The organism is Kribbella sp. NPDC058245 (assembly GCF_042882005.1).
In the GTDB taxonomy this organism is placed as follows: domain Bacteria; phylum Actinomycetota; class Actinomycetes; order Propionibacteriales; family Kribbellaceae; genus Kribbella.
On sequence record NZ_JBHVWY010000001.1, the window covers coordinates 1 to 19,823 of the forward strand.

The 19,823-nt window shown below is 68.5% G+C and carries 20 protein-coding genes; 13 read left to right on the plus strand and 7 right to left on the minus strand.

Going from position 1 to position 19,823, the window contains the following annotated elements; genetic code table 11:
* Nucleotides 1-223: 223 nt before the first annotated feature.
* From purB to ACFVWG_RS00015, 3 genes are read left to right on the plus strand one after another with little or no spacing between them, the layout of a single operon-like run.
* Complete coding sequence (purB, locus tag ACFVWG_RS00005) at nucleotides 224-1,660, plus strand: adenylosuccinate lyase (RefSeq protein ID WP_391540882.1); 1,437 nt, start codon at nucleotides 224-226, stop codon at nucleotides 1,658-1,660.
* A 3-nt stretch (nucleotides 1,661-1,663) separates the two neighbouring features.
* Nucleotides 1,664-2,020 (plus strand): hypothetical protein, encoded by a 357-nt coding sequence (locus ACFVWG_RS00010; protein ID WP_391540883.1) that lies wholly within the window; start codon nucleotides 1,664-1,666, stop codon nucleotides 2,018-2,020.
* Complete coding sequence (locus tag ACFVWG_RS00015) at nucleotides 2,017-2,409, plus strand: hypothetical protein (protein WP_391540884.1); 393 nt, start codon at nucleotides 2,017-2,019, stop codon at nucleotides 2,407-2,409. Before ACFVWG_RS00010 ends, ACFVWG_RS00015 begins: the two co-directional genes overlap by 4 nt.
* Here ACFVWG_RS00015 and ACFVWG_RS00020 read toward each other — a convergent pair.
* Complete coding sequence (locus ACFVWG_RS00020; protein ID WP_391540885.1) at nucleotides 2,392-3,798, minus strand: FAD-dependent oxidoreductase; 1,407 nt, start codon at nucleotides 3,796-3,798, stop codon at nucleotides 2,392-2,394. The two genes, ACFVWG_RS00015 and ACFVWG_RS00020, sit on opposite strands and share 18 nt — an antisense overlap.
* Nucleotides 3,799-3,940: 142 nt before the next feature.
* On the opposite strand from ACFVWG_RS00020, the gene ACFVWG_RS00025 reads away from it, so the two are divergent.
* The 4 genes from ACFVWG_RS00025 (at nucleotide 3,941) to ACFVWG_RS00040 (ending at nucleotide 8,073) form a co-directional block, all read left to right on the plus strand.
* Nucleotides 3,941-5,155 carry a glycosyltransferase gene (locus ACFVWG_RS00025; protein ID WP_391540886.1) on the plus strand — a complete coding sequence of 405 codons (1,215 nt, stop codon included), beginning with the start codon at nucleotides 3,941-3,943 and terminating at the stop codon, nucleotides 5,153-5,155.
* On the plus strand, nucleotides 5,143-7,161 hold the full coding sequence (locus ACFVWG_RS00030; protein ID WP_391540887.1) for a glycosyltransferase family 39 protein: 2,019 nt from the start codon (nucleotides 5,143-5,145) through the stop codon (nucleotides 7,159-7,161). The genes ACFVWG_RS00025 and ACFVWG_RS00030 overlap by 13 nt, the downstream gene beginning before the upstream one ends.
* Nucleotides 7,162-7,170: 9 nt before the next feature.
* Complete coding sequence (locus ACFVWG_RS00035; protein WP_391540888.1) at nucleotides 7,171-7,560, plus strand: hypothetical protein; 390 nt, start codon at nucleotides 7,171-7,173, stop codon at nucleotides 7,558-7,560.
* Between the two features lie 90 nt (nucleotides 7,561-7,650).
* On the plus strand, nucleotides 7,651-8,073 hold the full coding sequence (locus ACFVWG_RS00040; RefSeq protein WP_391540889.1) for a hypothetical protein: 423 nt from the start codon (nucleotides 7,651-7,653) through the stop codon (nucleotides 8,071-8,073).
* Here the strand turns inward: ACFVWG_RS00040 and ACFVWG_RS00045 are convergent.
* Nucleotides 8,051-8,644 carry a TetR/AcrR family transcriptional regulator gene (locus ACFVWG_RS00045; RefSeq protein ID WP_391540890.1) on the minus strand — a complete coding sequence of 198 codons (594 nt, stop codon included), beginning with the start codon at nucleotides 8,642-8,644 and terminating at the stop codon, nucleotides 8,051-8,053. The genes ACFVWG_RS00040 and ACFVWG_RS00045 overlap by 23 nt on opposite strands.
* Before the next feature lie 66 nt (nucleotides 8,645-8,710).
* On the opposite strand from ACFVWG_RS00045, the gene ACFVWG_RS00050 reads away from it, so the two are divergent.
* Both ACFVWG_RS00050 and ACFVWG_RS00055 read left to right on the plus strand, forming a co-directional pair.
* A complete protein-coding gene (locus ACFVWG_RS00050) occupies nucleotides 8,711-9,787 on the plus strand; it encodes an FAD-dependent monooxygenase (RefSeq protein WP_391540891.1) in 1,077 nt (358 codons plus the stop codon).
* A 9-nt stretch (nucleotides 9,788-9,796) separates the two neighbouring features.
* A complete protein-coding gene (locus ACFVWG_RS00055) occupies nucleotides 9,797-10,672 on the plus strand; it encodes a phosphoribosylaminoimidazolesuccinocarboxamide synthase (protein ID WP_391540892.1) in 876 nt (291 codons plus the stop codon).
* Here the strand turns inward: ACFVWG_RS00055 and ACFVWG_RS00060 are convergent.
* The 5 genes from ACFVWG_RS00060 to ACFVWG_RS00080 are packed head-to-tail and all read right to left on the minus strand — an operon-like array spanning nucleotide 10,669 to nucleotide 14,329.
* Nucleotides 10,669-11,157, minus strand: a complete 489-nt coding sequence (locus tag ACFVWG_RS00060) for a hypothetical protein (RefSeq protein WP_391540893.1) — start codon at nucleotides 11,155-11,157, stop codon at nucleotides 10,669-10,671. The genes ACFVWG_RS00055 and ACFVWG_RS00060 overlap by 4 nt on opposite strands.
* Nucleotides 11,158-11,200: 43 nt before the next feature.
* On the minus strand, nucleotides 11,201-11,821 hold the full coding sequence (locus ACFVWG_RS00065) for a CDP-alcohol phosphatidyltransferase family protein (protein WP_391540894.1): 621 nt from the start codon (nucleotides 11,819-11,821) through the stop codon (nucleotides 11,201-11,203).
* Entirely contained in the window at nucleotides 11,821-13,146 is a 1,326-nt protein-coding gene (locus ACFVWG_RS00070; RefSeq protein WP_391540895.1) for a hypothetical protein, read from the minus strand. Before ACFVWG_RS00070 ends, ACFVWG_RS00065 begins: the two co-directional genes overlap by 1 nt.
* Entirely contained in the window at nucleotides 13,146-13,817 is a 672-nt protein-coding gene (locus tag ACFVWG_RS00075; protein WP_391540896.1) for an ABC transporter ATP-binding protein, read from the minus strand. Before ACFVWG_RS00075 ends, ACFVWG_RS00070 begins: the two co-directional genes overlap by 1 nt.
* Complete coding sequence (locus tag ACFVWG_RS00080; RefSeq protein WP_391540897.1) at nucleotides 13,814-14,329, minus strand: PadR family transcriptional regulator; 516 nt, start codon at nucleotides 14,327-14,329, stop codon at nucleotides 13,814-13,816. Before ACFVWG_RS00080 ends, ACFVWG_RS00075 begins: the two co-directional genes overlap by 4 nt.
* 116 nt (nucleotides 14,330-14,445) lie before the next feature.
* Here ACFVWG_RS00080 and purS point away from each other — a divergent pair, with 116 nt between their 5' ends.
* The 4 genes from purS to purL are packed head-to-tail and all read left to right on the plus strand — an operon-like array spanning nucleotide 14,446 to nucleotide 19,700.
* Nucleotides 14,446-14,712, plus strand: a complete 267-nt coding sequence (gene purS / locus ACFVWG_RS00085) for a phosphoribosylformylglycinamidine synthase subunit PurS (RefSeq protein WP_391540898.1) — start codon at nucleotides 14,446-14,448, stop codon at nucleotides 14,710-14,712.
* Nucleotides 14,709-15,377, plus strand: a complete 669-nt coding sequence (purQ, locus tag ACFVWG_RS00090; RefSeq protein WP_391540899.1) for a phosphoribosylformylglycinamidine synthase subunit PurQ — start codon at nucleotides 14,709-14,711, stop codon at nucleotides 15,375-15,377. Before purS ends, purQ begins: the two co-directional genes overlap by 4 nt.
* Nucleotides 15,377-17,449, plus strand: coding sequence for a hypothetical protein (locus ACFVWG_RS00095; RefSeq protein ID WP_391540900.1), 2,073 nt, complete (start codon nucleotides 15,377-15,379; stop codon nucleotides 17,447-17,449). Before purQ ends, ACFVWG_RS00095 begins: the two co-directional genes overlap by 1 nt.
* Nucleotides 17,439-19,700: a phosphoribosylformylglycinamidine synthase subunit PurL gene (gene purL / locus ACFVWG_RS00100; protein WP_391540901.1), complete on the plus strand. Its 2,262-nt coding sequence runs from the start codon at nucleotides 17,439-17,441 to the stop codon at nucleotides 19,698-19,700. The genes ACFVWG_RS00095 and purL overlap by 11 nt, the downstream gene beginning before the upstream one ends.
* Nucleotides 19,701-19,823: the final 123 nt, after the last annotated feature.

Consider the following 19,823-nt stretch of genomic DNA (forward strand, 5'->3'; position numbering starts at 1 on the left):
ACACTCCAACTGAAAACCCCAGCCCAAGCGCTGGCCGACCTGCTCGCCAACCCGGCAGCAGCATGAACCCGTTGCTTCCACCGATGGATTCCGCCCTGGTTCTCCCCTCAAAATTTGAGGGGAGAAGGGTCAAGCTCCACGGATATCCCCTGAAATTCTGGGGGCTGTTCGGGACGGATGCGGCCTGTGCAGGTGGGGCGGTGGGGTCTGGGAGAATGGGGGCGTGTCGAGCCCTGTGAAGCCCCGCATCCCGAACGTTCTCGCCTCCCGCTACGCCAGTCTGACGATGGCGCGGCTGTGGTCGCCGGAGCACAAGATCGTGCTCGAGCGGCAGCTGTGGCTCGCGGTCCTGAAGGCACAAAAGGAGCTTGGGGTCGACGTACCGGATGGGGTCGTCGAGGACTACGAGCGGGTCGTGGACCAGGTCGACCTGGAGTCGATCGCGGCCCGGGAGCGGGTCACGCGGCACGACGTGAAGGCTCGGATCGAGGAGTTCAGCGCGCTCGCCGGGCACGAGCACATCCACAAGGGCATGACGAGCCGGGACCTGACCGAGAACGTCGAGCAGCTGCAGATCCGGGCCGGGCTCGAGCTCGTCCGCGATCGCGCGGTGGCGACCGCCGTACGGCTCGGGCAGAAGGCGGCCGACCACGCGGCGCTGGTGATGACCGGGCGGTCGCACAACGTGGCCGCGCAGGCGACCACGCTCGGCAAGCGGTTCGCGTCCGCGGCCGATGAGCTGCTGGTCGCGATCGGACGGCTCGAGGAGCTGATCGAGCGCTACCCGCTGCGCGGGATCAAGGGCCCGGTCGGGACGTCGCAGGACATGCTCGACCTGTTCGGTGGGGACCCGGCCAAGCTCGACAAGCTGGAGAGCGACATCGCCCAGCACCTCGGCTTCAGCCACACGCTGACCAGCGTCGGCCAGGTCTACCCGCGGTCCCTCGACTACGACGTCGTGACCGCGCTGGTGCAGCTGGCGGCCGGGCCGTCGAGCCTGGCCACCACGATCCGGCTGATGGCCGGGCACGAGCTGGTCACCGAGGGCTTCAAGGAGGGCCAGGTCGGTTCCTCCGCGATGCCGCACAAGATGAACACCCGGTCCTGTGAGCGTGTCAACGGGCTGGCCGTCATCCTGCGCGGCTACGCGTCGATGACCGGCGAGCTGGCCGGCAACCAGTGGAACGAGGGCGACGTCTTCTGTTCCGTTGTACGGCGGGTTGCCCTGCCGGATGCGTTCTTCGCGCTGGACGGGTTGTTCGAGACGTTCCTGACCGTGCTCGACGAGTTCGGGGTCTACCCGGCCGTGGTCAGCCGGGAGCTCGAGCGGTACCTGCCGTTCCTCACGAGCACCAAGGTCCTGATGGCCGCGGTGAAGAACGGTGTCGGCCGCGAGACCGCCCACGAGGTCATCAAGGAGCACGCGGTCGCGACCGCCCTCGACCTGCGCAAGGGCCTGGCCGCGAACGACCTGTTCCACCGCCTCGGCACGGACGGCCGGCTCGGGCTGACCGAGGAGCAGATCGTCGGCATCGTCGGCGAGCCGCTGTCCTTCACCGGTGCTGCGGTTGCCCAGGTCGGCACGGTTGTCGCGCGCATCGACGAGCTCGCCAAGCGCTACCCGGAGGCGGCTGCCTACAACCCGGGTGACATCCTCTAGCTCGTGTTCGAACCGCTGACCTGGGCGCTGGTGGCGCTCAGCCTTCTCGCGATGGTGTACGCCGTCGTGCTTGCCGCCCGGAACAAGCGGATCGACTGGCCGGTGCTCGGCGCCCTCGGCGTGATCGAGGTCGCCCTGCTCGCGCAACTGGTGGTCGGGATCGTCCAGCTGGTCGGTACTGACCGCGATGTCTCCGGACCGTTCTTCGTCGGCTACCTGATCGGCTCGCTGCTGATCCTGCCGGTCGGCGCGCTCTGGGCGCTGGGCGACAGCAGCCGCTGGGGAGCGGGTGCGCTAGCTATCGCCTGCCTGGTGGTTCCAGTCCTCGAACTCCGACTGCACGACATCTGGGTCGCATGAGGGCGCCAGAGGCGACCAGGCACGGTCCTGGCCGGATCCTCATCCTCGTGTACGGCGTCTTCGCGCTGGCCGCGACTGCCCGCGCGGGCGTGCAGATCGCGATCCAGTTCTCGGATGCGCCGATCGCCTACCTGCTCTCAGCGGTCGCCGCGGTCATCTACTGCGCGGCGACGTTCGCCCTCGCGAAAGCGACCGTGGTGTCGCGTCGAGTCGCGACCATCGCGATCGCGATCGAGCTGATCGGCGTACTGGGTGTGGGCGCGTTCAGTTACGCCGTACCGGAGGACTTCCCGGACGCGACGGTGTGGTCGCACTTCGGCCAGGGGTACGGGTTCGTGCCGCTGGTGCTTCCCGTCCTCGGGCTGCTCTGGCTACGTCGTACTCGGTAGCAGCGCGAACCGAAGCGCCCGCAGGATGAACTGCGGCCGGGCGAGCGCGGCCGGATGGTCGAGCATCGTGGTGACCCGGTTGAACTGGACGTTCAGGTCGGCGTCCTTCGCGGTCGCGGCGAAGATCAGGCTGGAGAACCACTTCGTCAGCTTGTATCCGCGCGGATACGGCCCGTCGACGTGCGGTAGCGCGAGGTCGGCCAGTGTCGAGAGCTGCCAGGCGACATCGACGACCACGTTGACGTCGTCGAAGTACGAGCGCGCCGGCTGCGTCAGGTCAGGTCCTTCGGACAGATACGCCGACAGACACGACGCATGCAGGGTCGCCGACGTCATCCCCTGTCCGTAGAGCGGATTGAACGACGCGACCGCGTCCCCGGCCACGAACAACCCGGCCGGGATCCGCTCCAGCGCGTGATAGTCCCGGCGCCGGCTGTCGGCCTGGTGGTAGGTGTTCACCTCGCCGAGCAGTTCGCCGTGCTCGGCGATCTGCGCGAACTCGGTCGGGTAGTCCGAGCGGCACCGCTTGCGGAAGTCCTCGATGTCGCGGGTCGGCCGGTCGTCGGCGTACCCGGCGACGAGCACGAGCCAGCGGTCGTCCTCGACGGAGAGGATGCCGCCCTGACGAAGCGGCCGGCCACTGCCGGGCTGGTTCTGCGCGATCGAGACGCCGATCTCGGAGACCTTCGGGTCACGCCGGAACAAGGCGCTGGCGTAGTTGAGCTTGATCGGCATCCGGTGCATCGTCGGCTGCGGCCAGCCGGCCGCACCGAGCCAGTCGCTGAGCCGGCTCGAACGGCCGGTCGCGTCGACGACCAGGTCGGCCGGCACGGTGACGACCGACTCCGGTCCGGCGGTGCCTTCGGGCTGATAGCGAGCGGCAGCGACCCGGTCGCCGGCGATGTCGATGCCGTCCGCGCGGCCGTGCACGAGGCGGATGTTGCCGATCTCGAGGGTACGGCGGCGGACCATCGACTCGAGGAACGGACGGGTACTGATCAGTGCCGCACCGATCGAGCCCGGCGGTCCCGGCCGGAGCTCACCGTTGATGTAGGTCCGGCTCTGCTCCGGTGGCGGGTTGGTCGCGCCCGCGGCCAGACACTCCGCGGAGAACCCAGGGAACCAGCGATCCAGCTGGGCATGTCCGGCCGGCAGCAGCGCGTGCACCTGACTGCCCTGCGGTACGCCGGGACGCGGGTCGGTCGAGTCGCCGGTCGTGTCCCGCTCGATGATCAGCACCTCGTCGGCGTGGTCGCTGAGCACCCGGGCCGCCATCAGGCCGGCCATGCTCGCGCCGAGGACGACCGCGCGTTCCATCACGACCTGCGGCGCTGCGGGTCGCTCGGCACTGGTGATGCGGGCAAAACGTTGCGCAGCAGACTCGACCATGGTGCCCCCAGGCGGAAAGTGGAAGTTGCTGCCACTTTAGAGTGCCTATCGCCATCCCGCCCGGCGGCGCATGTCGCGACTCCCAGTGAACTGCCAGCTACACCCAACAACCGTTTCAGGTTCGCCCGACAGCATCGAAGCCATGCAGACATCAGGTCATCCTCGGGTCGAGATCGTCGTACCCGTCAAGAACGAGGAACACGACCTCGGCCCGAATATCCGGCGGCTACGGGAGTTCCTGGACACCGCCTTTCCGTACCAGGCCGAGGTCTGCATCGCTGACAACGGAAGCACGGACGCGACCTACGAGATCGGCACGCTGCTGGCGACCGAACTGCCCGGGGTCCGGGTGGTCCGGATCGACCAGTCGGGGCGTGGGCGTGCGCTGAAGCAGGTCTGGTCGGAGTCGACTGCGGACGTGCTCGCCTATATGGACGTGGATCTGTCCACGAATCTGAACGCCCTGCTGCCCTTGGTGGCACCGCTGTTCGCCGGGCACAGTGATGTTGCCATCGGCACCCGGTTGTCGAACGGGTCGCGGGTGGTCCGGCGGCCGAAGCGCGAGTTCATCAGCCGGTCCTACAACCTGTTGCTCAGGGCAACTCTGAGCACACACTTCTCCGATGCCCAGTGTGGATTCAAGGCGATCCGCGCGGACGTGGCGCGCGAACTGCTCCCGTACGTCGAGGACACCGGCTGGTTCTTCGACACCGAGCTGCTCGTGCTGGCCGAGCGCGCCGGCCTGCGGATCCACGAGGTCCCGGTCGACTGGATCGACGACCTGGACTCCCGGGTCGCGATCGCCAAGACGGTCGGTGAGGACCTGCGCGGGATCGCCCGGCTGGCCCGGACCCGGGTCGACCTCGAGCCGGTGCGGGCGACATTCGGACGGCCGCGGGTACTCGATCCACGGACGGCGTTCGCCGCGCGGGTGCTCCGGTTCTGCGCGATCGGCGTACTGAGCACGTTGGCTTATGCGCTGCTCTATCTCGTCCTGCGGCAGGGCATGCCGGCGCAGATCGCCAACCTGCTCGCGTTGCTGATCACCGCGGTCGGCAACACCGCACTCAATCGACGGATCACCTTTGGTGTCCGCGGGGTCGAGGGTCGATGGCGGCATCAGCTGCGCGGCCTCGTCACCTTCGGCATCGGCTGGAGCCTGACCGCGTGTGCCCTGTGGCTGCTGCACACCGCGGTCTCCACGCCGCACCAAGCGGTCGAGGTGACCGTCCTGACAGTGGCGAACCTCGCCGCGACCGTAGTCCGGTTCAGCCTCTTCCAAGCCTGGGTCTTCGACGATGACGCACCCACCCTCCCCACCCTCGAACCTCAGGAGCAGTTGACATGGCGACACTGACCGAATCCAGACCACGCGTGGTCGCGAGGCCACTCACGCTCAGTCGGGACAAGGTCCTGTACGGCGGCCTGCTGGCTCTGACCGCGATCGCGTATCTGTGGGGCTTGTCCAAGAACGGCTACGCCAACGAGTACTACGCAGCCGCCGTCCAGGCGGGTTCGACGAGCTGGAAGGCCTGGTTCTTCGGGGCGTTCGACTCGTCGAGCTTCATCACCGTCGACAAGACGCCGGGCGCGCTGTGGGTGATGGGGCTGTCCGGCCGGATCTTCGGCTTCAACAGCTGGAGCATGCTGGTCCCCGAAGCGTTGATGGGTGTCGCGAGCGTCGCTTTCGTCTACGCGTCGGTACGGCGCTGGTTCTCGGCCAACGCCGGATTGCTTGCCGGAGGCATCCTTGCGTTGACTCCGGTCGCCGTCCTGATGTTCCGGTTCAACAACCCGGACGCGCTGCTGATCATGCTGCTGTGTGCCGGTGCGTGGGCGGTCACCCGGGCGATCGACTCGGAGAAGCACGCAGCGCGATGGATGATGCTGGCCGGTGCGCTGGTCGGGTTCGGGTTCCTGGCGAAGATGTTGCAGGCGTTCCTGGTCCTGCCCGCGTTCGGGCTGGCGTATCTCGTGGCTGGCAAGCCCGCGCTCGGGAAGCGGGTTGTGCACAGTGTGCTGGCACTGGTGGCGATGATCGTCAGTGCTGGTTGGTGGATCGCGATCGTAGAGCTCGTGCCGGCCTCGGCGCGGCCGTGGGTCGGTGGTTCGTCGACCAACAGCATTCTTGAGTTGACCCTTGGCTACAACGGGCTTGGACGACTGAGCGGAAACGAGTCCGGCTCGGTCGGTGGTGGCGTCGGCAATCCCGGCTGGGGTGGCGCAACTGGACTGCAGCGGTTGTTCGGTGGTGAGTTCGGATCACAGATCGCCTGGTTGCTGCCGGCTGCGTTGCTCGCGACCGTCGTACTGGTTGTTGCTGCCGGCAAGGCGCCGCGGACGGATCGCACTCGCGCCTTCACGATTCTGTGGGGCGGCTGGCTGGTCGTGACCGGGCTGGTGTTCAGCTTCATGCAGGGAATCATCCACAGCTACTACATGGTCGCGCTGGCGCCGGCCATCGGAGCCGTGATCGGTGCGGCGATGATGGTGCTGTGGCGACGCCGTACCGAATGGTTGCCGCGGGCAACGCTCGCGGGCGGGATCCTGCTGACGGCGGGATGGAGCTTCGCGTTGCTGAACGCGACGCCGACGTGGAATCCCTGGCTGCGCTGGGTTGTGCTCGTGACCGGTGCGCTGGCGGCTGGCGCCGTGTTGATGGTGCCTGAGCTCGGGTTCAACCGGAAGGTCGCGCGGCGGGCTGGGTTGGCCACAGGTGCACTGCTTGTGGTGACCGCGCTGGCCGGGCCGACGGCGTATTCGGTGAGCACGATCGCGACGGCGCACGCCGGGGCGATTCCGACGGCCGGACCCGCGGGTGCCGGTGGCATGGGTGGCCGCGGTGGTGGCGGTGGATTCCAGCGCCCGCCTGGGCAAACCGGAACCGGTACGGCGCCGGGTGGTGCTACCGGTACGGCGCCCGGTGGTGCTACCGGTACGGCGCCTGGTGGTGCGACGACTGGTACGGCGCCCACCCGTGGCGGTGGAGCCGGCGGGTTCCTTGGTGGCGGCGGGATCAGCAGCGTGTCGGCCGAGATGGTGACGCTGTTGCAGCAAGGGGCCACGGGCTACCAGTGGGCCGCTGCCGCGGTGACCGCGAACGGTGCCGCACCGCTGCAGATCGCGGCCGAAGTGCCGATCATGTCGATCGGCGGGTTCAACGGAACCGACCCGGCGCCCAGTCTCGCGCAGTTCAAGGAACTGGTTGCCCAGGGCAAGGTTCACTACTTCGTCGGTGGTAGTAGCGGCGGATTCGGTGGCGGACGCGGCGGGACCTCGTCGGAGATCTCGACCTGGGTGTCGCAGAACTTCCAGGCCCAGACCGTCGGCACCTACACCGTCTACGACCTGACCAGCAACTAGGAGCATTTGATGACGAATCCTCAGTTCCCCGCCCAGGCTCAGCAGCAGCCTCAATCCCAGCCTCAATCCCAGCCGCAATCTCAGCCGCAATCTCAGGCGCAATCTCAGGCGCAGGCCCCGGCTGCTGCGCCGAGTGCCCGGCCCAGCGGATTGGTGCTGGCGGGAGCGGGCTCACTCGTGGCGGTGCTCGCCTTCCTTGGTGGGATGGCGGTCGGCCACGCGTGGGACGGGAGCTCGACCACGCCGACGCAGTTCGGTGGGCCGGGTGGGTTCCGGCAGTTTCCGGGCAACGGCCAGCAGGTGCCAGGTCAGCAGGTGCCGGGTCAGCAGGTACCTGGGCAGCAAGTGCCGCCTGGGCAGCAGACTCCGGGGCAGCAGAGTTCGGGGCAACCCGGCTAGCTGACGAACGCCCGGCGAGTGTGTCCACTCGCCGGGCGTTTCGTTGCGAGGGGTGGTGTGACAGGTGTGGAGTGGGGTAAGCATCTGGGCGTGGAATGGTCGAACGTCACCTGGTTCCTGACCGCGCTCGGTGCGGTCGTCGTGCTGTTGACGCGCGTCCGGCTCGGAGGTGCGGTGGTCGACGGCACCGGCAAGTCGAGCGGAAATGCCGGGTATTCGGCTGCCCTGCTACGGATCCACACCATCGTGGGCGTGCTCACGCTGCTGGTCTGGATCGTTGCCATGGTCACCGGTCGGAGTGAGATCGCTCTCTTAGGGCTGGCCGGGTGGTGGTTGCTCGCGATCGTCGGATTGTTGCTTCTGGCCCGTTGGCTGCCCAGCGGCGGCAAACATTCCGAACACACTCGTGGTGACGCCTGGGGCTCCGGGGCCGGACTCTCGCTCCTCGGCCACATCGGCGTACTGCTCGGCTCCGGCTACTTCAGCTGGGTCACGCTGACGGACCGCCTCTGACCAGCCCATCCAGTACCGCCCCGACAGTACGTCGTACGCCGTCCTCGTAGTCGGCCTCCGAGAGCGTGGATCCGGCTCCGGCGACGCGGTCGTACAGGAGACCGTCCAGCATTGCGGCCAGCGGCCAGGCGGCCCGCTCCGGATCCGGTACGCCGAGCGCCGTGAGCAGTTGGCCGAGCATCACTCGCAACTGCCGTCCGCCGGCGTCGATCGCGGACCGCAGCTCAGGCTGCCGACTCGCCTCCAGTGAGAGCTCGTAGCGCGCGATCAGATCGTCCGGCCGCTCGGCGGCCAGCCCAAGAACCATCGCGACCACCAGCTCACTTGGCGCCAGCTCGGTCTGGGGTGGGGCGACCGTCTCCAGGTCGCGGGTAAGCATCCGGTTCACGCAGGCGGTCAGCAGCGCGCTGCGGGTGCGTAGGTAGTACGACGTGGAGCCCGGCGGCAGCCCGGCCTCGCCGTCGACCGCCCGGTGGGTGAGCCCCCGCAGTCCGCGAGTGGCGACCAGCCGGATCGCGGCGTCGGCGATGGCATCCCGGCGATCCGTCCCCAGTGGCACCTGCTTCGTCACGCCCGCAGTCTCGCACTTCCCAGCGACCACTTCCGAGCTGGCCTCTACAGATGTAGAGTCGCCAGCATGAGTACGGCGATCGTGGTGGGAGCGGGAATCGGTGGGATCACCGCGGCGGTGGCGCTGCAGCACTGTGGCTGGGAGGTCACGGTGCTGGAGCGCGCGGCCGCGCTAGGAGAAGTCGGTGCCGGGATCTCGGTCTGGCCGGGAGCGGCTGCGGTGCTGACCGAGCTCGGGGTCAAGGGGATCGAGCAGGCGGGTGCACTGTCTGGTCCGGTCGGGCTGCGGAAGCCGAGTGGTCGCTGGCTGGTCGGTGCGGCAGATCTAGGGGTCGAGCTGCCGGTGATGATCCACCGGCCGCGGTTGCACGAGCTGATCACCGCTGAGTTCGGTCCGGCCGTGACAGTCCGGACCGGCTACGAGGTGAAGACCGTGACGCAGGACGACACCGGCGTACTGATCAACGACGAGCTGCGGGCAGACCTGGTCGTCGCGGCTGACGGACTGCGCAGTGTGATCCGCACCGCGCTCTACCCGCAGTACGCCGGACCGCGGTACTCCGGCTATACGGCGTACCGGGGGATTGCCGACGTACTGGCGACTGATGGTGGTGAGACCTGGGGAAAGGCGCAGCGCTTCGGGGTCGCTCAGCTGATCGACGGCCGCGCGTACTGGTACGCCACTGCCAATCAGCCGGCCGGACAGGGTGGCGACCTGGCCGCAGTGATCCGCCAGTACGGCAGCTGGCACGACCCGATCCCAGAGATCCTGGCCGCGACCGGCACGGCGTTGCAGAACGACATCTACGACCTGCCCCTGCCGCTGGTCCCGTTCGCGGCCGGACGGATCGCTCTGCTCGGTGACGCGGCTCACGCCATGACACCGAACATGGGACGCGGCGCGTGCACCGCCATCGAGGACGCTGGCGCTCTGGCCCGGCATCTGACCGCAGCACCGGATACAGCGACCGCACTGACCCGGTACGACGCCGAGCGGCGTCCGGCGGCCACCAAACTGGTCAAGCGGTCCCGTCAGATCGGTCAGCTCGGCCAGCTGGAGAATCCGCTCGCTCGCGGGGCGCGGGACGCGCTGATGGCCGCAGGTGCGCTGGTGGCTCGTGGGGCGGCAGCACTCCGTCGATAGGATCAGGGCGTGACCACACCCCTGCAGGCTCCTGAGATCCCCGGTGCGAAGCACATCCACTCCGGCAAGGTCCGCGACCTGTATGAGCTGGAGTCCGGCGAGCTGCTGATGGTGGCCAGCGACCGGCAGAGTGCCTTCGACTGGATCCTCAGCACACCGATCCCGGACAAGGGCAAGGTGCTCACAGCGATGAGCCTGTGGTGGTTCGAGCAGCTCGGAGTGCCCAACCACATCATCTCCACCGACGTACCGGCCGAGGTCGCCGGTCGTGCGGTCATCTGCGAGAAGCTGGACATGTTCCCGGTCGAGTGCGTCGCTCGTGGGTACCTGACCGGCTCCGGCCTCCTGGAGTACCAGGCGACCGGCACGGTCTGTGAGATCCCGCTGCCGCCCGGACTGGTCGAGGCGTCGCGTCTCGACGAGGCGATCTTCACCCCGGCCACCAAGGCCGAGCTGGGCGAGCACGACGAGAACGTCTCGTACGACGCGGTCGTGGCGGTCGTCGGTGCGGAGACGGCCGCGGCGCTGCGGCAGACGACGCTGGACATCTACACGCACGCCAGGGCGATGGCCGAGGAGCGCGGCATCATCCTGGCCGACACCAAGTTCGAGTTCGGCGCCCGGCCGGACGGGACGATCGTGCTGGCCGACGAGGTGCTCACTCCGGACTCGAGCCGGTTCTGGCCGGCCGACCAGTGGAAGCCCGGTCAGCTGCAGCCGTCGTACGACAAGCAGATCATCCGGGACTGGCTGCAGTACGAGTCGGGCTGGGACCGGCACTCCGGCGAGGCGCCGCCGCCGTTGACCGACGAGGTGATCGAGCGCACCCGCTCGGCGTACATCGGGGCCTACGAGCAGCTCACCGGCCGCACCTTCACTGCCTAGAACAGACCCACTCCCAGCGCCAGCAGGATGAAGCGGGCGCCGCGGCCGGTCAGCACGGACGCGCCGAAGCTGACCACGCCCATCCGGGAGGCACCGCCGATCAGGGCGACGCCGTACAGGGGTGGGACGCCGACGAGTGCGCTCAGCAGCGTGACCGGTATGCCCAGACGGCGGTCGCTCATCGCATCCAGCAGCCGCTTGCTGAGGTCCCGGTTCCACTGCACGAACCGGCCCCAGCGGGTGTCCAGGTTGACCGGCTTCGGCTCCTTGGACTTCCGCGCGGCGTAGCCCGGGCGGTAGCGGACGGCGAGGAACATGCCGATCTTGCCGATCGTCTGCCCGACCGACACTCCGATGGCGGCCACCACCGGGTCGAGGCGACCGGAGACGCCGATGCCCAGGATGTACGCCTCGGCGTTCATCACCGGTACGACGGCGGATCCGATCCCGAACCCGATCGCCAGCAACAGCTGCCACACCCACATGCCCCCGAGGCTATGCGTTGTTGCCTGAGCAATCACCAACATTTCACGCTCGCGGTGCGGCGGGTGTGCGGCCGCGCAGGATCGCGATCAGCCGGTACGACGAAGCGACCTTCACCACGCAGGCCGCGATCGCAATCGTGTAGGGGAGCCACTGTGCGCCCGTGTGGTGCGCGATGACGAGTGAGACGACCACTGCGGCCGTGTTGACCGCCTTGGCCGGCTTCGACCAGTTCCACCGGTAGATCGGCTCATCGACCTTGTAGAAGTAGTTCGGGCTGAGCGTCCCGCGCCAGAGCAGGAACGCCAGCGACAGCATGGTGTCCAGCACGCCGAACTGCACCAGGAAGATCGCCAGCGGCCCGATGGTCTCCGGGAACGCCGCCATGAACGCAGCCGCCAGCAGGAACGAGCAGGCGCGGTCGCAGACGATGTCGAACACCGCACCGCCCTCGGACTCCTCGTTGCGGTACCGGGCGACCGCACCGTCGGCCATGTCGCCGATCCAGTACGCCGCGTAGCCCACGACCAGCCACGTCAGGTCATGGGTCCGGAACGCGATCGCCGCGATCACCATGGCGATCACCGTGCGGACCAGCGTGATCCGGTTGGGGATGCCGAGCAGCAGCGGCGGCCGGACGGAGAGCGGAACCGGGATGGTGGCCATCAGGCAGCCCTCAGATTCTCGGGATCGAGTGCGTCCCGCAGTTGATTGCGAAGCAGGTAGCCGGCCAGGACGCCACCGGCCAGGGCGAACAGACAGCCGCCGGAAGCCACCGCCAAGGCGCCTAGCAGGAATACCGTCTTGAAGGGGTCACCTCCGATGCCGCTCGCGTAGTCCAGGCCGAGCAGCATGCCTGCGGCGGCCCCGATCGCCAGGGCCGGTCCGCCGACCGCGGCCAGTTGGCGAGTGATCATCCGTCGCAGGAAAGCGGCGTCGACGCCCAAAGCGGTCAGGCTGGCCAGCTGGCGGCGCTGGTCGACCAGTTGGTCGGCGACACCGACGATCAGCGCTCCCATCGCGACGCCCATCACCAGCACCACGCCGACGATCGCCATCGTGTAGCCGGTCAGGAAGAACTCGGTGCGGTCCTCGAACCCCGCCGAGGTGGCGACCGTCAACGCGCCCCGGAGCAGCACCCCGACCAGGAAGCCGCAGCAGCCGAGCAAGGTGCCCATCCGGGCCGACGACCGGGCGTCGGTGGCCAGGCGTGCACCAGCCAGCAGGTTCACCGGATCGCTGGAGCGGGCGAAGAACCGGCCGACCGCCCCGAGCCACCGCCGGCTCAGGTGGAGCATGGTGAACGCCAGTCCGATGATGAGCGCCGTGGTGGCGACGTAGCCGACGAAGGGCGCGCTGAGCACTGCGAGGACGATCAACGCCACTCCGGTGACGATGCCCGCCTTGCTGGGCGCTCCGAGCAGGGTCTCCGCCCGCGGAGGCAGCTCGTCCTCGTGCAGTAGTCCGCCGATCAACGCTCCGGCCGCAGTCATCGCCACGACGACCGGGATCCAGACACCCACGTCGACGACCTCTGCTCCGGGCAGGACGTGGGCCATGGTGGGCAGCAATCCCAGGACGAAGGTGAGGACGAGATACACCGGACCCGCGAGCAGACCGCCGGCCAACCCCGCCATGGCCGCGTCGGTCACGGACAACCGCCGTACCTGCTTGCTGGAAGCTCCTGCCAACCGGAGCGCGGTCATCCGGCGTTCGCGGGCCGCAGTGCCGAGCCGGAGTGCCTGAGCGCCAAGCCCGGCGGTCAGTGCGGCCAGGATGACCAGTACAGCGATCAGGCCGGTGCGCAGGCCAGGCTCGGCGACGTAGTTGCTGTAAATCGTGTTGTCGAGGTCGCCGCCGAGCCGGGCGATCCGCAGGGCGCCGATGAGTAGCGCGCCGCTGAGCCCCAGGGCGGCGACGGTCAGCTTGACACGACTGCGGTCCGCGGGTGTGCGGGAGCGGGCCAGGAGTAGCTGGGTCTCGAGCCTCATCAGAGGACTACCTCGTGCTGGACAACACCGTCGCGCAGGCGGACCTCACGGTTCGCAGCGGCAGCCACGAGGTTGTCGTGAGTGACCATCACCAGAGCCGCACCGCGGTACCGCGCGGTCTTCACCAGCACATCGAGCAGCTCCTTGCCGGCGCGGCTGTCCAGGCTGCCGGTCGGCTCATCAGCCAGTACGACGGAGGGCCCGGTGACCAGCGCTCGGGCAATGGCAGCCCGCTGCGTCTGACCACCAGACAGCTCGGACGGTACGGCGTCCGCCTCGTTCGCGATGCCTACCTGGGTCAGCCACTCGCGTGCGTGCTCGTGGGCCTCAGACCGCTGGTGACCGGCGAGCAGCAACGGCAGGGCGACGTTGTCGATCAGCGGCAGGTCCGGCACGAGCTGGCCGAACTGCAGCACGACACCGATCTTGGTACGGCGCAGTCCGGCCCGGTCATCCGGTGACAGTGCCGCCAGGTCCTGGCCGTCCACCCGGACCGAGCCGCGGTCCGGAGTGAGGATGCCGGCCGCGCAGTGCAGCAGAGTGGACTTGCCGCAGCCGCTGGCGCCGGTGATCGCGACGATCTCGCCGGCCTTGACCTGCAGGGAGACGCCACGCAGGGCTGTGTTGCGCCGATATGCGAACTCGACGTCGGTGAGCTCAAGAGCGTTCATGAGGTCTCCTGCTCGGATAGACGATCGAGAGCGCTATCGAGCCAACGCAGGTCGGCATCGAGGTGGGCGACGATGTAGTCGCGGACGACCGAGGAGGTCGGGTCCTGACCGGCCGGGGTCTCCTGCAGCTCGCGGATGCGGCGCAGGTGACTGGCGCGCTGCCGGGCCAGGAAGGCGGTGGCGTCACCACCGGTCCGGATCGCTGCGACGAGTTTGCGCAGTACTTCGTCCGCACTGCCCCAGGCGGGCGGCACGGGGTCGGCCAGCCAGTCGGACAGGTGCTTGCGGCCCTTGTCGGTGAGTGCGTAGATCGTCCGGTCCGGACCGCCGCCGGAGGTCTTCTCGAGCACCTCGACCAGTCCGTCGCGCTCCAGCCGGCCCAGCGTCGTGTACACCTGTCCGAACGCCAATGGGCGTCCGAGGGGGAACCAGCTGTCGTGGCCGCGCTTCACGTCGTACCCGTGCGCAGGACCTGCCGAAAGCAGGCCCAGGACGAGTTCGGCGGTGGACATGTGCTTCACTATACCTTCAGTGTATGTACTGAGTGAATAGTCCGCCGATGCGGGAAACCGGGCCGCCGGTCGGTAGGATTCGCAGCGTCACCCCGGAACGAGACCTGGAGTAGTCAGTGGCTCGCGTTGTCGTCGACGTCATGCTCAAGCCCGAGATCCTCGACCCGCAGGGCAAGGCGGTGCACGGCGCGTTCGGCCGGCTCGGCTTCGACGGCGTGGCCGACGTCCGGCAGGGAAAGCGGTTCGAGATCACCCTGGACGGCGAGGCGACCGAGGAACGGGTCGCCGAGATCCGCAAGGCCGCCGACACGCTGCTGGCCAACTCGGTGATCGAGGACTTCACGCTGCACGTGGAGTCCGACCAGTTCGGTGTTGATCAGTGAAGGTCGGGGTCGTCACCTTCCCGGGCTCGCTGGACGACGCCGACGCCCGGCGCGCGGCCGCGGTGGCCGGTGCCGAGGCGGTCGCGCTCTGGCACGGCGACGCCGACCTGCATGGTGTGGACGCGGTCGTCCTGCCCGGCGGCTTCTCGTACGGCGACTATCTGCGCGCCGGTGCGATCTCCCGGTTCGCCCCGGTGATGGAGACCATCATCAAGAAGGCCGGTGAGGGCCTGCCGGTGCTCGGGATCTGCAACGGCTTCCAGGTGCTCTGCGAGTCGCACCTGCTGCCCGGCGCGCTGATCAAGAACAGCCTGCGCAAGTTCGTCTGCCGCGATCAGGGCCTGCGGATCGAGAACAACCGCACCGCCTGGACCAGCGACTACGACGCGAACCACGAGATCACCATCGTGCTGAAGAACCAGGACGGTTCGTTCGTCGCCGACGAGGCGACGCTGGACCGGCTGGAAGGCGAAGGCCGCGTGGTCGCCCGCTACCTCGGCAACCCGAACGGTTCGTACCGCGACATCGCCGGCATCACCAACGAGCGCGGCAACGTGGTCGGCCTGATGCCGCACCCCGAGCATGCCGTCGAGACTCTCACCGGACCGACCACGGACGGCCTGGGCTTCTTCACCTCGGTGCTGAAGGCCGTCGTCGCCTCCTGATGGAACGCTCAGGGCTGCGGCGCCTCCTGCTCCGTACCCTCTTTGTCGCCACCGCCGGCCTGCTGGCCTGCGCCGGAGCCGGTACGGCGAACGCTCAGCCGACCGACCTCCTGGCGAAGGTCGTGGTGATCGGCGTACCGGGGTTGACCTGGCAGGACGTACAGGCGTCACCCGAACTGACCGCTCTGGTGAACCAGTCGCATGTCGGTTCGATCTCCGTGAAGTCGGCCGGTCCCCGCACCTGTCCTGTGGACGGCTGGCTGACGATCAGCGCCGGCACCCGCGCCTGGGACGGCAACCTCGGTCCGTGTGCCGAGCTGCCCGCGGTCATCGATGGCAAGGTCGCTAATTGGCAGACCTACCTCGACAGTCAGGCCGCGCACCACACCGGTGCACCGCTGGGCCGGCTGGGCGACAGCCGGGACCGGGTCTGTGGCTTCGGCCCGGGCGCAGCGATCGCAGTGGCCAAGTCGGACGGCTCGGTCAGCAACTGGTCACCGACCGTCGACGTACCGAAGCTGGCGAGCCCTGCCTGTGGCGATGCGTTCATCGACGCCGGAGCGTTGCCGCCGCGGGAGGGCCGCGAGGAAGCGCGCCGGAAGGTCGCGGAGCTGGTCGCCCAGGCCCGTGGGGCGGGCGGATGGGTGCTGCTGGTCGGCGTCGCTCAAGAGCTCGCCGATGCGCACCAACAGACCCTGGTGGCGATGCAGTTGCCGCCAGACAACGGTCCGCGCTGGCTGACCAGCGACTCGACGCATCGTCCCGGACTGATCCAGCTGACCGACATCACTGCCACTGTGCTGCGGGGCCAGGCAGCTGCGGTGGATCCGGCCGGCGCCGAGACGGCAGGTCCGTTGGGCGGTAGCGAGATCCACTTCACCGGCGACGTCCACACCGACGCAGCGGCGGTCATCAAGGATCGGCTGGACACCAACCAGCGCTACGAGAAACCGCGTCCGGTGCTGAAGGCTGTGGCCGCCACTCTGGCCGCTCTGATGATCCTGTGCATCGGCTGGTTCCTCGTCCGGCGCAAGAGCGTGTGGGCTCGCCGTGCTGCGTCGTTCGCGCTACTGACCCAGGCCGGCTTCTTCATCGCCGTCTTCCTGGCCACCGCGACCGTCTGGTGGCGCTGGCCGTCTCCAGGAGTCGCTCTGTACGCCGTGACCATCGGAATCAGCGCACTGTCGGCAGCACTCTCCATGCTGTTCCTGAAGCGCTATGCCTACCTGGGGCTGGCTCTGGGTGCGTATCTGGTGCTCGTGATCGACGGCCTGCTCGGTACGCCGATGCAACTCGGCAGCATGTTCGTCGACGGACCTGTGTTCGGTGGCCGGTTCTATGGCTTCGGCAACTCGACTTTCGCCACCCTGGCTGTCGCCGCCCTCGTGCTGGCGGGCTGGGCCGCGCAGAAGCTGCTCAACCGCAGTCGTGTGCAGGCGGCGCTCGCCGTACTGGTCATCGGAGGCATCGCGCTTGTCATCGACGGCACCCCAGGCTGGGGGACCGACTTCGGCGGGATTCTCGGGCTGACGCCGGCGGTGCTGCTGATGGCGTGGATGACGTGGCGCGGCAACATCACGCTGCGCGCACTACTCGCGGTGGCCGTGGCCGGCGTACTGGCTGTGTCTGTGGTCGCGTACCTCGACTACCGGCGTCCTGCTGAGCAGCGGAGTCACTTCGGGGCCTTCGTGGCCCGGCTGCTCGAGGGCGACGTGACCGACGTTCTGGTGCGCAAGTTGCAGGCGGCGCTGGCGGTGTTCAACAGCCCGGCGGGCTGGGTGCTGCTGGTCGCCGTGGTGTTCCTCATGCTCGCCACCGTGCTCCCGGACCGCGTGCCCTCGGCGTCGTACCGGGCCTTCTATGTCAGCGCGCCGATGGTCCGGCCGACGCTGATCGCCCTGGCCGTCTGCGGACTGGCCGGCAGCCTGCTGAACGACGTCGGCATCATCGTGGCCGGGATCATGGCCGGCTTCGCCGTACCGATGCTGATCGCCCATCTGCTGGACGGGCAGCAGCCCAGTACCGTTTCACCTGAGTCCCACCTAGTGCAGGAGTCCAAAAGTGTCGACTGACACCGTCACCAACGCCGAGAGCACCCCGGAGGTCGAGCAGCCGTGGGCGGAGCTCGGACTGAAGCCGGACGAGTACCAGCGGATCCGCGACATCCTGGGCCGGCGTCCCACCAGCTGCGAGCTGGCGATGTACTCGGTGATGTGGAGCGAGCACTGCTCGTACAAGTCGTCCAAGGTGCACCTCAAGCGGTTCGGTGAGATCCCGCAGGAGACCCCGGCCGGCAAGATGCTCGCCGGGATCGGCGAGAACGCCGGCGTGATCGACATCGGCGAGGGCTACGCGGTCACGTTCAAGGTCGAGTCGCACAACCACCCGTCGTACGTCGAGCCCTACCAGGGCGCGGCCACCGGGGTCGGCGGCATCGTCCGCGACATCATCGCGATGGGCGCCCGCCCGGTCGCGGTGATGGACCCGCTGCGGTTCGGGCCGCTGGACGCCCCGGACACCAAGCGCGTACTGCCCGGGATCGTCTCCGGTGTCGGTGGCTACGGCAACAGCCTCGGCCTGCCGAACATCGGCGGCGAGGTCGTCTTCGACCCGACGTACATCGGCAACCCGCTGGTGAACGCGCTCTGTGTCGGCGTCATGCGGCACGAGGACCTGCACCTGGCCAACGCGACCGGCGTCGGCAACCAGATGATCCTGTACGGCGCCAAGACCGGTGGTGACGGGATCGGCGGCGTCTCGATCCTGGCCAGCGAGACCTTCGCCGAGGGCGGCCCGACCAAGCGGCCGGCCGTCCAGGTCGGTGACCCGTTCATGGAGAAGCTGCTGATCGAGTGCACGCTCGAGCTCTTCGCCGCGAAGGTCGTCGAGGGCATCCAGGACCTGGGTGGTGGCGGTCTGTCCTGTGCGACCTCGGAGCTGGCCAGCGCCGGCGACGGCGGTATGCGCGTCTCGCTCGACAAGGTGCCGCTGCGGGACGCCTCGCTGTCTCCCGAGGAGATCCTGATGAGCGAGTCCCAGGAGCGGATGATGGCTTGCGTCACGCCGGCCAACGTCGAGGAGTTCCTGAAGATCTGCGCCAAGTGGGACGTCCAGGCGGACGTGATCGGTGAGGTCACCGACACCGGCCGGCTGGAGATCGACTGGCACGGCGAGCGCGTCGTCGACGTACTGCCGGAGACCGTCGCGCACGAAGGCCCGGTCTACAACCGTCCGTTCGCGCGGCCGGCCTGGCAGGACGACCTGCAGGCCGACGGCGCCGAGAAGTTGCCGCGGGCAACCACTCCGGCGGAGCTGCGGGACACCCTGCTGCAGCTGGTCGCCTCGCCGAACCTGTGCGACAAGTCCTGGGTCACCGACCAGTACGACCGCTACGTGCTCGGCAACTCGGTGCTCGCGCAGCCCGAGGACAGCGGCATGATCCGCGTCGACGAGACCAGCGGGCTCGGCGTCGCGGTCTCCACCGACTGCAACGGCCGCTTCGCCAAGCTGGACCCGTACACCGGCGCCAAGCTCGCGCTGGCCGAGTCCTTCCGCAACGTCGCCACCACCGGCGCCCGTCCGGTCGCCGTCTCCGACTGCCTGAACTTCGGTTCGCCCGAGGACCCGGACGTCATGTGGCAGTTCACCGAGGCGATCCGCGGCCTGGTCGACGGCTGCAAGGAGCTCGGCATCCCGGTCACCGGCGGCAACGTGTCGTTCTACAACCAGACCGGTGAGGTGGCGATTCTGCCGACGCCGGTCATCGGCGTCCTGGGTGTCATCGACGACGTCACCCGCCGGACGCCGATCGGCTTCACCGGTGAGATGGAGGGCCACCAGCTCTACCTGCTCGGTGAGACCGCCGAGGAGCTGTCCGGTTCCGAGTGGGCGCACGTCGTCCACGGTCACCTCGGTGGCCGCCCGCCGGCCGTCGACCTGGCCGCCGAGCAGCAGCTCGCCGACATCCTGATCAACGCCTCTCGCGACGGCCTGATCGACGCCGCGCACGACGTGAGTGACGGCGGCGTCGCGCAGACCCTGGTCGAGTCCGCCCTCCGGGGTGGCGTCGGCGCTCGGGTCTGGGCGCCGGACGGGCTGGACCCGTTCCTCTTCCTGTTCGCGGAGTCCGCCGGTCGCGCGGTGGTCGCCGTACCGAGGACTGAAGAGGTCCGCTTCACCGACATGTGCACCGCCCGCCGCTTCCCGCACACCAAGATCGGCGTCCTCACCGGCGACACCCTGGACATCCAGGACCAGTTCGAGATCTCCCTCACCGAACTCCGCGAGGCCTGGACCGCCACCCTCCCCGCAGCCATGGCCTAACCCTCACCCCCCTCACCCCCTCGCCCCCGCAGTTCCCCGCCGTCCCCTCCCCACCGCGGTCCCGCCCGTCCCCTTCCCCGGCAATTTGAGGGGATCTCCCTTCAAGTTGTCCCTTCTCCCTCC

What these genes read in the sequence shown, in the direction of transcription:
- ACFVWG_RS00035 (WP_391540888.1), top strand. Translation starts at nt 7,171, where the DNA reads ATGACGAATCCTCAGTTCCCCGCCCAGGCTCAGCAGCAGCCTCAATCC.
- ACFVWG_RS00060 (WP_391540893.1), bottom strand. Translation starts at nt 11,157, where the DNA reads ATGTGGGTGTGGCAGCTGTTGCTGGCGATCGGGTTCGGGATCGGATCC.
- ACFVWG_RS00050 (WP_391540891.1), top strand. Translation starts at nt 8,711, where the DNA reads ATGAGTACGGCGATCGTGGTGGGAGCGGGAATCGGTGGGATCACCGCG.
- ACFVWG_RS00025 (WP_391540886.1), top strand. Translation starts at nt 3,941, where the DNA reads ATGCAGACATCAGGTCATCCTCGGGTCGAGATCGTCGTACCCGTCAAG.
- ACFVWG_RS00030 (WP_391540887.1), top strand. Translation starts at nt 5,143, where the DNA reads ATGGCGACACTGACCGAATCCAGACCACGCGTGGTCGCGAGGCCACTC.
- ACFVWG_RS00020 (WP_391540885.1), bottom strand. Translation starts at nt 3,798, where the DNA reads ATGGTCGAGTCTGCTGCGCAACGTTTTGCCCGCATCACCAGTGCCGAG.
- ACFVWG_RS00080 (WP_391540897.1), bottom strand. Translation starts at nt 14,329, where the DNA reads ATGTCCACCGCCGAACTCGTCCTGGGCCTGCTTTCGGCAGGTCCTGCG.
- ACFVWG_RS00070 (WP_391540895.1), bottom strand. Translation starts at nt 13,146, where the DNA reads ATGAGGCTCGAGACCCAGCTACTCCTGGCCCGCTCCCGCACACCCGCG.
- ACFVWG_RS00075 (WP_391540896.1), bottom strand. Translation starts at nt 13,817, where the DNA reads ATGAACGCTCTTGAGCTCACCGACGTCGAGTTCGCATATCGGCGCAAC.
- ACFVWG_RS00065 (WP_391540894.1), bottom strand. Translation starts at nt 11,821, where the DNA reads ATGGCCACCATCCCGGTTCCGCTCTCCGTCCGGCCGCCGCTGCTGCTC.
- ACFVWG_RS00095 (WP_391540900.1), top strand. Translation starts at nt 15,377, where the DNA reads ATGGAACGCTCAGGGCTGCGGCGCCTCCTGCTCCGTACCCTCTTTGTC.
- ACFVWG_RS00015 (WP_391540884.1), top strand. Translation starts at nt 2,017, where the DNA reads ATGAGGGCGCCAGAGGCGACCAGGCACGGTCCTGGCCGGATCCTCATC.